Here is a 13,435-nt window from a genome sequence, read left to right on the forward strand (position 1 = left end):
AGACAATATACATCAGCCATGTATATGACTACAGGCAACACATAAATTGAGTGTGATGAATATACCCTTGCTACCCAGGCAGATATTGCCGGATATTGCTCAAATCAATCGCCGGAATATTCCATGATGCGGTATTTTCTTCGTGCAAGGCCTCAAGCTGGCGACCGTAATAAGCCACACCACTGTCATCATTGAGTGCCGCACAGTAACTGGCCGCCTGTGCATTGAGCTTGGTTTCGACATGGCGCAATCCGTCCTGCTGCGCCAGATGGATGCCGCGTTCGACAATTTCGCGCGCCATTTGTGGCGAGCCTTGTAAAAAGCGGATTTCGGCCAGCATGCCCATCAGATTGCATTCAGCCCAGTGCGAAGGCGTTTCCTGCATCGATTCAAGGCACTCTTCGAAATACATTTCAGCGCGTGCCAGCTCATGCTGTTTGAGGTAAATCGTTCCCAGATGCAGCAGTGACTCGGACACATAATGACCAAATTGATGCTCACGACTCAGCTCGGTCGTTTGCTGCAAAATCCGGATTGCTTCGTCAATTTCACCGGCATTAAACAAATCCCAACCCAGACTGAGCAGCGCTTTGACATGAATCAGCGCATCGGGATGCAACTGCAATAATTGCAAGGCAGCACGGTGAAATTCAACCGCCTGAAGATGTTCACTGTAAGCACTACACACATGACCCAAGCCGATCAGCGCCAATACATGGGCTCGACCACAATGGCGCAATTGGCGGCAAACCTCGATGCACTGCTTCCAGTACGCCAGCGATTCGACATACAGACCGCCGCTATAACGATCACGACCCAGCATTTCCAGCACCTGGGTCGACAATTGTTTAAAGTCGTTTTCTTCGCAAATTTGCAAAGCATTAGGCAGCAATTGGCAATCGTCGAGCCGCACGCCCAGTTGATTGCGGATAATCGCCAGAAAAACGCTGGCCTGTACCTGCGTTTGCAAATCCCGACAGGCGATGCTGTCAGCCAGCAACGCTTCCCCTTCGTGCAGCATTTCAGATGGTGCAACGTATAGAAGGCGCTGGATATGCGCAATCCGTTCTGCGGCATTGGGGGCTACGTTGCTATTCATTGACTAAAAACTCGAAATATTTTTGCCCAGCTTAGTTGATCGGCAGCCTTTGCACTAGGCTCTGTTGACGTGTGATTAGTTTTTACGCAAGCCCGCCAACTTGTCGGGGCGCGAAGCCAAGCGAGAAACAGCTTAAGTAATCCGATATGCCCATTTACAACCAGCCTTTGCGCTTGAAAAACCAGTAGGGCGAGATGCCGGATAACACCATCAGCAGCAGCGCAGCAGGATAACCCCAGTTTTCGGATAGCTCGGGCATGTGGGCAAAATTCATCCCGTAAATCGATGCCACCAGCGTCGGCGGCAGGAAAACCACGCTGGCAATCGAGAAGATTTTGATAATCTTATTCTGCGCCAGATTAATCAAACCCATTACCGCGTCCATCAAGAAGTTAATCTTGTCGAACAAAAACGCGCTATGGTTATTCAGCGATTCCAGATCGCGCAAAATCTCGCGCAAATCGTTTTCCTGCGCGGCAGCGAGCTGGCGGCTACGCAATAGGAATGACAGCGCGCGGCGCGTATCCATCAGATCGAGCCGCACTTTACCGTTGATGTCCTCGTGTCCGGCCAGCTCGGCCAGCGCCTGCCCCATCAGCTCGTCGGTCATTTCGGCACTATGATCGAGTACACGGCGGCTCACGCCGTCGAGTTTGGCGTAAATTTCTTCGAGCACGTCGGCGTCGTATTCAACCGCCGCGTCGTAAATCGCCAGTAAAATTTCCTGCGCGCTGGAAACAAAACCGGGCTGCACGCGTGCGCGCAATCTGAATAACCGGAATACCGCCAGTTCTTCCTGGCGAATGGTGAGCAAACGGCCTTCGTTAAGCAAAAACGATACGGTCACGTTGGTGTGCTCGTCTTCCGAATGTGAGAGGAAAAACGAGCTGATGTGCACGCCATTATCGTCAACATAACAACGCGCCGACTCTTCCAGGTCTTTCAGCTCTTCGTCTTCGGGCAGCTCCAGATGAAAAACCCGCTGCACCAATTCACGCTCTTCGTCGCTCGGATCAACCATATCGACCCACAACACTTCGGGACGCAACAAATCTTCCGGCACCAGGGCAGGAACCTGAATCAGACGACCGGCAGAGAGCACAAAGGCATTGAGCATAATTAAGGCCCTGAAAAAACTGGCAAAGCTGCGCGCGGATTATACGGCAGCGGGCGCAAGATGGGGAAAACTCGCGGCCAAGGTGTAAAAGTACATCGCAAAGAGAATCCGCCGTGCGGATAATCAATGCATTCGAACCGTTACCGGGGAGCGTCAAAATGGCCAGCCCACCTATGACTTCCAACACCGACCTATCAGACTCCGTGCAAGGTAATCGCACGAATCGGTTCAGAGGTTTGAGTCTGCTCACTCTGGCTTTTGTCTCTCTGACAATCAGCTTCATTTGCTCAAGAAGCATTTTTCCACAAGTCAATGCGCCATTACTGGCAGAAGCGGCTGGAATCGCGGCAATTCCCTTGATGTTGCTTGCCGTGATCAAACTGGCCAACGATTAAATCACGCCAGACCGGCAAAATCGCCGCACAATGGTGCGACCTTGCCAATGAGCAAGCATTGCGGCATTCGCCCGGCTCGGGTTCTGTTGAGGTTTGCTTGACGATCTGCAGCCAAACATCAACAGAGTCACAACTCCCGCGTACAATTCGCAGCTGAGCACATCGCCCTATCGAGCCGTTCCGATGACCGTAATCAGCCGCAAACCGCAAGAAAGCCTGCAAGAAAGCTTGCAACAAGTGATCCGCCTGCTCGAGCGCCACAAGCTGGTCGAGAATATGGTGCACAAGCAGGAAGGCCCGAAACACGATCTGGTCGAGCAGCTGGTTCACCGGCAAAACCTGACCGAATTGCAAATGAAGCTGGCCGCGCTGCACCCGGCCGATATTGCGCACATTCTGGAAGCCTTGCCACCGGCGGATCGCCTGACGATCTGGGGCTTGGTCGATGCTGAAGACGACGGCGAGATTCTGCTCGAAGTCTCCGACGCGGTGCGCGAATCGCTGCTGGCCGATATGGCGCCGCACGAAATGGTCGCCGCCGCCGGGCAGCTCGATACCGACGAGCTGGCCGATCTGGTGCCCGATCTGCCACAAGCGGTGCAAAGCGAAGTTCTCGGCACGCTGGACGCAGAAGACCGCGCCGAAGTGCAATCGGCAATGTCGTACACCGACGATCAGGTCGGTGCGCTGATGGATTTCGAGATGGTCACCATCCGCGCCGATGTGCGGCTGGAAGTGGTGTTGCGCTATTTGCGTCGCTTTGACGAGCTACCGACGCATACGGATAAATTGTTTGTGGTCGATGATGAAGAAATCATCAAGGGGGTATTGCCGCTCAACAAACTACTGGTGAGCGATCCAGAGCAATACGTGGGGGATGTAATGGCCGACGACGTCGTTATTTTCCAGCCCTTTGACGACGCAGGTGAAGCGGCACAAGCCTTCGAGCGCTACGACCTGGTTTCTGCCCCCGTTGTCGACTCCAACCACAAAGTCATCGGCCGCATCACGGTTGATCAGATGGTCGACGTCATCCGCGAGGAATCCGAAGCCGAAGTCTTGTCGCTGGCCGGTTTGAAAGACGAAGACCTGTTTTCCAGCGTCGGCAAGGCCGTCAAAAACCGCTGGCCGTGGCTAGCGATCAATATCTGCACCGCCTTTATCGCCAGCCGAGTCATCGGCGTGTTTGAAGACACCATCGCCCATCTGGTCGCGCTCGCCGCGCTAATGCCGATTGTCTCTGGCATCGGCGGCAATACCGGCACACAAACGACCACGCTGATTATTCGCGGCTTGGCACTGGGGCAAATCACCACGTCGAACACGCGCATGCTACTGCTCAAAGAGCTGGGCATCGCGCTGATTAACGGCGTGGTCTGGGGCGGCGTACTCGGCCTGATCGCGTGGGCGCTGTACGGCAAGTGGGATCTGGGGCTGGTGATGACCGCTGCAATGCTACTCAATATGATGGTCGCCGCACTCGTCGGCCTGTTTGTTCCGCTCACGATGCAAAAATTCGGCCGCGACCCGGCGTATGGCTCGTCAGTAATGATCACCGCGCTGACCGACAGCCTGGGGTTCTTTATTTTCCTCGGGCTGGCGACGGTGTTTTTGATGTAAACGTGCTAGCACGTCGCCACGGGCAATCCATTCTAATCAGTACAGGGGTATACCCACCAAAACCAATTAAGAAATAGTCTTTGGAGCAACACCATGGCGGGTATATGTCTTGATGATTGGTATGGGGCTTGAATTCCCGTGTAGCGAAAACCGCAGCAAGGAGAGAGACAAACAGTTTCATCGTTTGGCTCACGACGCGGCAAGGGCAGCGCGGAGCGCTTTGAGCCCGGGTCGCCTTCTTTTGCTTACTTTTCTTGGCGAAGCAAGAAAAGTGAGTGCCGCGGCGCACAGCCGCCAGTTCCTGCCTAATCACAAATGACAGGCAAAAAAAACACCGTAGGGCGTGGTTAGCCGAAGGCGTGACCCGCCATTTGGCCAGAGAAGTCACAAATAACAATCAGCGCGGGTCATGACCCGCCCTGCAAGGCTACAGCTTTACAGCATTTGGTACGTCATATTTCGCGAGCGAGAGTTCGGAATATAACCGATGATCCAGTAACACTTGGATAATATCCCTAACCTTTTCCTTAGTTATATTTATCTTATCATTTTGGTCAAACTCAATACCCCAGCCATCTCGTTCATTAATCGCTTTAAGCCTCTCCATAAAATTTCTATCTTTATAAAATCCTTTTTGCCTAATTGCAGACATTCTTCTTAATTGTATAGTATTTGTGCCGACATATTGTTGCAACTCTGCAAAGTTAGAGAAGACATTCACAAACTCTGGCTCGGAAGTCATCTCACCAAAATCATCAGCATATGAAGCCTTAAACTGCAAAACGGACTCGAACTTCTCTTTACTTCTAATGAAAATCCCTTCTTTATATGCATAGAAATCAAAGTTATTTCCAATATGGAAAATAGGCTCTTCGTTAACAACAAGTGTTTCATTAGCAAACATTGTCGGAATGAATTTACTGCGCTTAGTGGCAGACCAATCGACTCCTGATTTTTTAACACAAAATAAAACATTACCACTCACAAACTCAATTTTAATAACAAAGCATACAGACCTCATCAAATCTTTGCTATTTTCAATCCAGTGCTCTTCTGGAGGCTGATTTATTTCATCGATAAGAATGGGAAATGAAGTCTCCACTGTTGATATTGATAAAACAGAGTTATCATTCACTTGGGCAAGTGTGGTGTAATCCTCTTCTTCTATAATCAAATCCATCCCATCACTTGCAACATTCAAAAATCTGTCCGCCAAGTCTGGAGACAAACGAACAGAATTAGCAACATATGACTTCCCTACTTTTGCGCTTCGCTTCACAACCCACATTGAGACTGTTGCTTCATCATAAACTTCATTTTTTAGTTCATTTAATAGTTCAAGCATACACTACCTATTATTAATCAAATAAAAATCTTGGACTTTATCGCTAGCAAACTCTTCATTTGCGCTCAATTTTATTCTTGATAAAATTCTGACCGTTCTTGTTTTGCCTGAAGTAATTACCTCAGCCTCATATAAGCTCCATCCTAAAACCAACAACAATGGATTCATTAGTATTTGCCCCGATTTATGAGTTATCAGGAACATCCAGAACAAAAACAATAAAAAACCTAATATTTTCCGTGGATCTGTTAAATCCAACCCCATAAAGGAGACCACATAAGGAAAAACATAGTTAATAATGTCATTTGGGATTGCCTTTACAGAAACCACCTTAATTTTTATCTGATTCGTTGGCTTTCTCATAAATTGACACAACAAAGCAAAAGAGGCAAAGCACACAAAAAATGCTGCCAGCAAAAAGTTTGAATGTTCAACTATTGGCAAAACTAATTTAAGGCCGGGCTTCCAAATGCCTAAACTGAAATATTCGTCTTTAATATCTTGAACTATTAAAATCAAACATAATGGCAAATATGAACCCAAGAAAACTACAAATGACCAGTAAATTCTAAATTTCATATTAAATCCTAAAAATCATTCACCGCCGCCAACCCGCGATTCACCACTTCCATACATTGCTTCTCATCCAGAATCGTCTCAATCGATCCCTGCTTATCAAAGCACTTGCACGAAGTACGCTTCGCATTGGTCGCGCAGCCACTAATATTTGCCAAACGCTGCTTGCGCTTGGCGTCCGCAGCGTTTTGTTTCATTCGTTTGTCGTTGCCATCCAGTATTTTTTCAAATGCCTGAGCCGTGCCTTCGTTCACGCCTTTGGCTAGGCCACGTCCGGCTTCGCGGGCGGTTTGCTCGACCACGCCTGCTTGCGCTGTGGCAGCGATCAATACTGCAATCAATACAGAGGCAATCTTCATTTCTTATCCGGGGCAGAATTTTGCTTAGGGGTATAGCCATGTAGGGCATATTGATAAATAGCTACAAGGCAATACCCTGCGCTGTATTTTGGGGTGTAATCCAGCTCTGGATATCGTACTAACCGCATCTGCTGCTGTCAGCAAAATTTCATCATTTTCTTTTTTTATTAAATTAAACCGACAGAATTGTCAGTTTTTCCGCCACTACGGGATAGCGGCAAAGATGAATGTGGCTTGCTTATCGACGAGATAGCTGGGCTGGAGAAGCGGGCAGCTGCAGTCAAATCCTTCAATTGACACGCTCGCTCAATGCTCAGGATAGCGACTCAAAATGGCGCGCAGGCTGCCGTCGGTTTGCATGCTTTTAATGGCTTCGGCCAGCTTGGCGACTAGCTCTGGATCGCAACGTTTTGAGCAGGCCAAATATTGCTCGGTCGGCCCCAGCAAGGCTCCGGATACAATATTGGCATTGGCGGTGCCAAGGCCTTTGAGCAGCAAGCGCGATTCGGCAATCAGGTTGTACCAAGCGTCGACTCGACCGGCTTGCAGCATGCGCGGTGCGGTTTCGCCTTGATTAACCTCGACAATCTGTGCCGGCGCAAAGCCTTGTTCGCGCAAAATACTGACGCCGGCTGTGCCACGCGAGACTGCGATTGTTTTCAAGCTGGTTTTGGCTTCGTCAAAACTATTAATGCGCTTTCCCATAGTAAAAAAAGCGCGGTTAACGCGGGTAATCGGCGCAATCCATGTGTATTTATTTTCACGATCGTTGAGCCGTGCTAGTGGAATGATGAGCGCATTATCCTGCGCTTGCACCGAGGCCATCGCGCGCGGGCTGGGCTCGACGAGCAGCTGAACGCTGACGCCTGCGCGTCGAAATGCTTCAAGTACGACGTCACCAACCAAGCCTTTACGGTCGGGCTGATTCATCGTCAGCGGCGGCACTTCCATTAAGTACAGCTGCGTGTCAGCCGCTTGGATGCTGGTATTGATCGACAAACCCAATAACGCTGCAAAAAATAGACGTTTCATAGCTTAGCCTGCATCGGTCTTGCCGACCTTTGTCACCATCTCAAACCGTTTTACGCCCGAATACGGTAAGGGGCAAGTCTGTGTCGCGATCTTTTTTGAGCGCGACACGGTGACTTAGCTTACGATTTGTCCTCGCTGTTTTTCTCGTCCAGGCGTAGGCCGCCGTTGCCGACGGGAAGCATTCTGACCGATAGGCTGCGTGGCATAATCTATCGGCCTACTTTGGATACGCTAACACTTTATGCTCACACCCTCGTCATCGCCAGGGATCGCTCGCTACGTGGGCTGGGACTGTAATGATCACCGCGCTGACCGACAGCCTGGGGTTCTTTATTTTTCTGGGTTTGGCGACGGTGTTTTTGATGTAACAATCAGCCGGTTTTGCTGCGCCTACATATTACAAGGCGAAGACAAACCGAGCGTCGGCACCGTATCACGAAAGTACGTTCTGGTTTTTCTCAGCGCTGCGACTTCGGCGAGTACGGCGTCGTGACCCAGAATGCGCCCCTGCGCGTGGTAGACCCAGTCAATGTCCTGCTCCCAGACGCGTAATGCATGGCTAGGCTGGATGCCTTCGCGAGTAAACCAGAGGTTAAAATTCAGCGACATCGGCACGCGCGGGTAGACTTTGCCGCCGTGCGTGGTCAGGTGCTCCCGATCGAGAAAATAGTCGACTTTGCCGTCGCCAACCTGAATCAGCAGCAGATGCCAGCCCCCCAGCGCGCCCTGCCGTTGCGCGCTCTGGTTGTAGGCCTGCCACGGATCAAGCTGCACGCTTTCCCACGAGGTATTGAAATGCGTCGCCCCTTGCGAACCCCAACCGCCGTTGGGCAGATATTCATGATCCAGCTCGCTATAGTCGGGGTCGAGGTTTTTGACCAGCGGGCTAATCATGTAAAAAGTCTGCACGACAACATCGCCATTCGGACCGCTGACCGGCGCGTCGGTGAAGCGCACTCGTGCTGCGTAAGTGCCGGCGAGGTATTTGCGAGCGTGACACAATTGTGACTGCCGCGTTCCAGCCGCCGTACCGTCGGTTTGTGAGCTCATTCGCAGCACGCGGTTACCAGCCTGGCTCGGGTCGTCGTGCAGGCTAAACGATGCATCGCCCCAGGCCGCGTTTTCCACGCCGGGCCAGCCGCGCTGCTGCCGAACAATCCATCCATTCGCCGCGATTTCGCCCGTTGCTGCGTAACTGAAATCGTCAAACAGCACGCTGCCGACTTTCGCTGTCACCGCCGTCATTGCCATTTGCGCCTGCGGAGAATGGCAAGCCGACAACAACAAAACCAGTGCGCTCCAGCATTTCATCATGACCTCCTCCAGATACCCTACGCAGTATTCCAACGAAAGGCATGCCATTATTCAATTATGGGCACATACCCCTTAGCCAAGCTCATCAACCAGCACATCGAGCAAAGCGCGCACTGCGGGCGAGAGACCGCGCTGGCTGGCGTAAACCGCCTGCACATGACTGTAGGGAAAATGCCAGTCCGGCAATACTTCGACCAGCGTGCCGGCCGCCAGATCGGCGGCGGCGTCGTCTTCGGGTAGCATCGTTACGCCCAGCCCACTGATCGCCGCCTGACGGCGCAGCGCAAAGCTTTCGCTGGCAAGCCGCGGTGGCAGTACAAATTCGCGACTTTCTCCGGCATCATTGACGAGTCGCCAGTGGATGCGCTGGTCGGCTGCGAGCATGCCGAGTGCCGGTGCCATCGCCAGTGCGCCGGGCGTGGTGATGCCGAGTTGCTCGACGAGCTGCGGGCTGGCAACCAGAATTCCGCGTGCCGGGCGCAGGCGGCGCGTCGCCCATTGCAAGTCTTCGTCGTCGGTTGCACGCACACGCAGCGCAATATCGATGCCCTCTTCAAGCAGGTCGACGCGGCGGGTCGTCGCGATGGTTTCGAGTACGACTTTCGGATTTTCAACGATATAGCGGTGCAAAATCGCGCTGAGTTTGTCGAGCATTGCCGGTGGCACGCTCAGACGAACGCGACCCGATGGCTCGATACGCTGACTGGCGACGACGCACTCGGCAGCCTCGGCTTCGCGTTGCAAGGCCTGACAGTGGGTGAGAAATTTCTGCCCGACGTCGGTCAGCGTCAGCTTGCGCGTACTGCGCTGGAGCAAACGTACGCCAAGGCGCTCTTCCAGCGTGGCAATTCGCCGCGACAGGCGTGATTTGGGAATGCCCAGCTGCCGCGCGGCAGCAGAAAATCCACCGTATTCGATCACGCAGGCGAAATAGGCGTAATCGTTGAAGTCAGCGTTGATTGGCTTCATGAGTAGAACAATCCTTCCCGATTTTGCTATCTATTTACTATTTTGCGCCGAATATAAGATTCGTACATCAAAACTTTGTATGAAAAAGAGGCCGCAAAATGAACATCCTCCATATCGATTCAAGCATTCTGGGCGAAAACTCGGTATCACGTCAGCTGACACATGAAGTCGTCGAAAGCATTCGTCTGGCCGAAGCCAGCGCAACCGTGACTTACCGCGATGTGAGCAGCGATGCGCTGGTGCAACTCGATGGCGCTTTGCTCGCCGCCAAAGGCACACCCGCCGAAGCGCGCGACGCGGTTCAGGCGCAGCAGGTGGCATTGGCCGACGCGGTAATGGCCGAGTTTCTGGCTGCAGATACCTTGGTGATTGGCGCGCCGATGTATAACTTCTCGATTCCTAGCCAGCTCAAAGCATGGATCGATATGATTTCTGTCGCAGGCGTCACTTTCAAATACGGCGCCAATGGCCCGGAAGGCCTGGCAGGCGGCAAGCGTGCAGTGATCGTCGCGACAGCCGGCGGACAACACGCGGGGACGGCAACGGGCATTGCGCATATTGATTACTTGCGCGTACTACTCGGATTTTTGGGAATTACCGATATCCGCGTGATTGCAGCCGAAGGTCTGGCGATGGGCCCCGAGGTGCGTGATCCGGCGCTGGCAGCGGCCCGTGCGAAATTGAGCGATATTGCAGCCTAAATGAGCTTAAATTAATTTAAATCTAGTATATGTGATTAAAAGCGGCTAATTCCAGCATTGAATTGGCCGCTTTTAACTCCATATCTGCAACACAGTTGCGCAACCATATTGCAAATATTCAAGCTAACGGCTTTTTGGGCGGAGCCGTAGCATGCCCGCCTGTCACTGTTTTATCCGGCTTTCTGGGCGCAGGTAAAACCACTTTGATGAATTACGTATTGAAAAATCGTGCAGATTTGCGCGTAGTGAAGAGCGCCTCGTTGAAATGAGTATCCGTCCGAGTTTTGCCGGTAGCTAGTCGCAAGCCGGTGGGGCGTGTCGCCATGGTGCTGGCGGCTACTGGTGGGCTAGCGTACCGAAAGAGCATTGGCCGCAAGACGATGATGCCCTTGATGCAATTGCTGAAGTGTGGAATGACGATTTTGGCGACCGTAAACAGCAAATCGTGTTAATTGGCACAGAGATGGACGAAGATTTTCTCAAATCACGACTCAATGTCTGCCTACTGACCGATGCCGAATTGGCGAGCAAAGATTGGAGCCGTTACCCTGACCCATTCCCGCCGTGGGGTGTCGCCGCCAATGAGTCGGAGGCGATTAGCGAATCAGTCGCCGGATTGCGCATGGGGGTGGAATTTCAAATGCAGCGGAAAGACTCAACGCGTCCGACAAACCGTTGATCGCCTGAAAACTGACGGCTTTCGGATAATCAATAAGTAATTGCTAATGTTTCATTGCTTTCTGTAAGCTAGCGATGGACAATGGTTTTAATCCATTCGCTGTCTCGCTCTGCGCGACGGGACACTTTTCCGATATTTTTCAATCACTTCAACGCTAACCAAACTTGGGTAGATCGACGTTGCAAGGCGATATTGAAAACAGATTCCGCCTTTGGTTCCGCTTATGCCAGCCACTACTGCCGCACCACACTGGGTGCACATCGAGCAACATCACCGTGGCATTGCTGTTGTTCATGATGAATTCGAGGAAGCAGAGCCTAAAAACCTGTTACGGCATGCGCTTGTCCTGCATGCAGGTGAACTCGGCGTGAATCATCACCGCCCACTGGCAACGACGCTGGGTTCATGCATTGCCGTCTGCCTGTACGAGCCCTACCACCATTTGATTGGGATGAATCACTTCATGGTGCCTTTATCTCATCACAAGGATGATCAGGATGGCTATTTTTCCGGCATGGCGTCGATGGAACAGTTGGTCAATGCAATGATGAAAGCCGGTGCGCAAAAACACCGGCTGGTCGCCAAAGCCTTTGGTGGCGGCGATATGTTCGGGCTCGAGAATCAAAAAGGTATTGGTCAGGCCAATATCGAATTCACCCAGCGCTGGCTAAAGGATGACCACATTCCGCTGCTTGCGAGCGATTTTGGTGGCAAGTGGGCGCGGCAGGTCGTTTTTGATCCAATCAATGGCGATGTACACTGCCGCCGGATTTCTGCACAACTGGCCAAAATCCGCGAGCTGGCCAAAATCGAGGCGCAATACGGCGAACGTGTGGCGCAGGAACACAAAAAATCCAAGATCGACTTTTTCTAATTCGATCGCCATGGGTATATTGCTGCACGTCTCTCCAATATTGCACCGCAACGATATACCCATGAAAAATAGAGCCAGATTACTTCACGCCGGACATAAAAAAACCCCTTCAAAAAGAAGGGGTTTTTTGTTCGCAGCGATCAGACTTTGGCGAGCGCGCGGCGAGTTGCAACGGCGTTGGCCAGATCGGCCAATAATTGCTCTGTCGCTTCCCAGCCGATGCACGCGTCGGTAATCGACTGGCCGTAGCACAACTCCTTGCCCGCGCCGTCGTCCTGACGGCCTTCGACCAGATGGCTTTCAACCATCACGCCGAAAATCGCGTCGTTGCCGCTGGACACCTGCGCACACGTGTCGGCGCAAACTTCCATCTGGCGACGATAGTCTTTGCGGCTGTTGGCGTGGCTAAAGTCGATCATGATTTTCTTCGGCAAACCGGCAGCAGCCAGATCAGCAGAAGCGGCGCGAACGTGGGTTTCGTCGTAGTTCGGCTCTTTGCCGCCGCGCAGAATCACGTGGCAATCTGGATTGCCGCCAGTCGCAACAATCGCCGAGTGACCGTATTTGGTCACCGACAGGAAGTGATGCGGCTGGCCGGCTGATTTGATCGCGTCGAAAGCAATTTTCAAATTACCGTCGGTGCCGTTTTTAAAGCCCACCGGGCAAGACAGGCCGGAAGCCAGCTCGCGGTGAACTTGTGATTCAGTCGTACGCGCGCCAATCGCGCCCCAGCTCATCAGATCGGCCACATATTGCGGCGTGATCATATCGAGGAATTCGCCAGCCGTCGGCATGCCGGTGTTGTTCAGGTCAACGAGCAATTTGCGCGCGATGCGCAGGCCTTCGTTGATATTGAAACTGCCATTGAGGAATGGGTCGTTGATCAAACCTTTCCAACCGACAGTCGTACGCGGTTTTTCAAAATAAACGCGCATGACAATTTCAAGCTGGTCTTTGTATTTTTCACGCAATGGCAACAAACGCTCGCCGTATTCCAGCGCCGATTTGGTATCGTGAATCGAGCAAGGGCCGATGATGACCAGCAGACGGTCGTCCTGATCGTTCAGAATGCGATGAATCGCCTGACGCGTCTCAAAAACCGAAGTCGACGCAGTTTCATTCACTGGATATTTTTCAATCACGGCCACCGGCGGCAGCAATTCTTTGATTTCGCGGATACGTACGTCGTCGGTCTGGTAATGCATGATCTTCCCTGCTGGCTAAGTGCAATCAGAGATTGCTCAGGCTGCTGACAAAGTGGATTACGACATTTTACAAGTCTCGGCAAGCCGAGCCTAGGAAATAAGGCTTTGAATTCGCAGCCTTTATGTTTTATTCCCACCCCTCCCATCCCC

Annotated in this window: 14 protein-coding genes and 1 pseudogene; 6 read left to right on the forward strand and 9 right to left on the reverse strand. The window is 52.0% G+C overall.

Going from position 1 to position 13,435, the window contains the following annotated elements:
• Positions 1–70: 70 nt before the first annotated feature.
• The gene (locus tag ACG2XO_RS04540) at positions 71–1,099 is read right to left on the reverse strand and encodes a tetratricopeptide repeat protein (protein WP_410499634.1); all 1,029 of its coding nucleotides are present in this window, start codon (positions 1,097–1,099) and stop codon (positions 71–73) included.
• Positions 1,100–1,253: 154 nt separating this feature from the next.
• On the reverse strand, positions 1,254–2,216 hold the full coding sequence (corA, locus tag ACG2XO_RS04545) for a magnesium/cobalt transporter CorA (protein ID WP_410499635.1): 963 nt from the start codon (positions 2,214–2,216) through the stop codon (positions 1,254–1,256).
• A 236-nt stretch (positions 2,217–2,452) separates the two neighbouring features.
• Here corA and ACG2XO_RS04550 point away from each other — a divergent pair, with 236 nt between their 5' ends.
• Both ACG2XO_RS04550 and mgtE read left to right on the forward strand, forming a co-directional pair.
• Positions 2,453–2,611, forward strand: a complete 159-nt coding sequence (locus tag ACG2XO_RS04550; RefSeq protein ID WP_410499636.1) for a hypothetical protein — start codon at positions 2,453–2,455, stop codon at positions 2,609–2,611.
• A gap of 183 nt (positions 2,612–2,794) precedes the next feature.
• A complete protein-coding gene (gene mgtE, locus ACG2XO_RS04555) occupies positions 2,795–4,231 on the forward strand; it encodes a magnesium transporter (protein ID WP_348943599.1) in 1,437 nt (478 codons plus the stop codon).
• Between the two features lie 427 nt (positions 4,232–4,658).
• Here the strand turns inward: mgtE and ACG2XO_RS04560 are convergent, their stop codons facing one another.
• The 6 genes from ACG2XO_RS04560 to ACG2XO_RS04585 all read right to left on the reverse strand — a co-directional run bounded on the left by ACG2XO_RS04560 (position 4,659) and on the right by ACG2XO_RS04585 (position 9,826).
• Entirely contained in the window at positions 4,659–5,576 is a 918-nt protein-coding gene (locus ACG2XO_RS04560) for a Kiwa anti-phage protein KwaB-like domain-containing protein (protein WP_410499637.1), read from the reverse strand.
• Positions 5,577–5,579: 3 nt separating this feature from the next.
• Positions 5,580–6,155 carry a hypothetical protein gene (locus ACG2XO_RS04565; protein ID WP_410499638.1) on the reverse strand — a complete coding sequence of 192 codons (576 nt, stop codon included), beginning with the start codon at positions 6,153–6,155 and terminating at the stop codon, positions 5,580–5,582.
• A gap of 8 nt (positions 6,156–6,163) precedes the next feature.
• Entirely contained in the window at positions 6,164–6,511 is a 348-nt protein-coding gene (locus ACG2XO_RS04570) for a hypothetical protein (protein ID WP_410499639.1), read from the reverse strand.
• 306 nt (positions 6,512–6,817) lie between these two features.
• Entirely contained in the window at positions 6,818–7,543 is a 726-nt protein-coding gene (locus tag ACG2XO_RS04575) for a substrate-binding periplasmic protein (RefSeq protein ID WP_410499640.1), read from the reverse strand.
• Between the two features lie 390 nt (positions 7,544–7,933).
• Positions 7,934–8,857: a glycoside hydrolase family 16 protein gene (locus ACG2XO_RS04580; RefSeq protein ID WP_410499641.1), complete on the reverse strand. Its 924-nt coding sequence runs from the start codon at positions 8,855–8,857 to the stop codon at positions 7,934–7,936.
• A 72-nt stretch (positions 8,858–8,929) separates the two neighbouring features.
• Complete coding sequence (locus tag ACG2XO_RS04585; protein WP_410499642.1) at positions 8,930–9,826, reverse strand: LysR substrate-binding domain-containing protein; 897 nt, start codon at positions 9,824–9,826, stop codon at positions 8,930–8,932.
• A gap of 98 nt (positions 9,827–9,924) precedes the next feature.
• On the opposite strand from ACG2XO_RS04585, the gene ACG2XO_RS04590 reads away from it, so the two are divergent.
• The 4 genes and pseudogenes from ACG2XO_RS04590 (at position 9,925) to ACG2XO_RS04605 (ending at position 12,080) form a co-directional block, all read left to right on the forward strand.
• On the forward strand, positions 9,925–10,527 hold the full coding sequence (locus tag ACG2XO_RS04590; protein ID WP_410499643.1) for an FMN-dependent NADH-azoreductase: 603 nt from the start codon (positions 9,925–9,927) through the stop codon (positions 10,525–10,527).
• Positions 10,528–10,589: 62 nt separating this feature from the next.
• The gene (locus ACG2XO_RS04595) at positions 10,590–10,796 is read left to right on the forward strand and encodes a GTP-binding protein (RefSeq protein ID WP_410499644.1); all 207 of its coding nucleotides are present in this window, start codon (positions 10,590–10,592) and stop codon (positions 10,794–10,796) included.
• 92 nt (positions 10,797–10,888) lie between these two features.
• Positions 10,889–11,206 (forward strand): annotated as a pseudogene (locus tag ACG2XO_RS04600) (GTP-binding protein); the annotation flags it as partial.
• A 223-nt stretch (positions 11,207–11,429) separates the two neighbouring features.
• A complete protein-coding gene (locus ACG2XO_RS04605) occupies positions 11,430–12,080 on the forward strand; it encodes a chemotaxis protein CheD (protein ID WP_410499645.1) in 651 nt (216 codons plus the stop codon).
• Between the two features lie 140 nt (positions 12,081–12,220).
• Here the strand turns inward: ACG2XO_RS04605 and aroG are convergent, their stop codons facing one another.
• Positions 12,221–13,285: a 3-deoxy-7-phosphoheptulonate synthase AroG gene (aroG, locus tag ACG2XO_RS04610; protein ID WP_410499646.1), complete on the reverse strand. Its 1,065-nt coding sequence runs from the start codon at positions 13,283–13,285 to the stop codon at positions 12,221–12,223.
• Between the last annotated feature and the right edge of the window lie 150 nt (positions 13,286–13,435).

Source organism: Chitinibacter sp. S2-10 (assembly GCF_046530675.1).
In the GTDB taxonomy this organism is placed as follows: Bacteria; Pseudomonadota; Gammaproteobacteria; order Burkholderiales; family Chitinibacteraceae; genus Chitinibacter.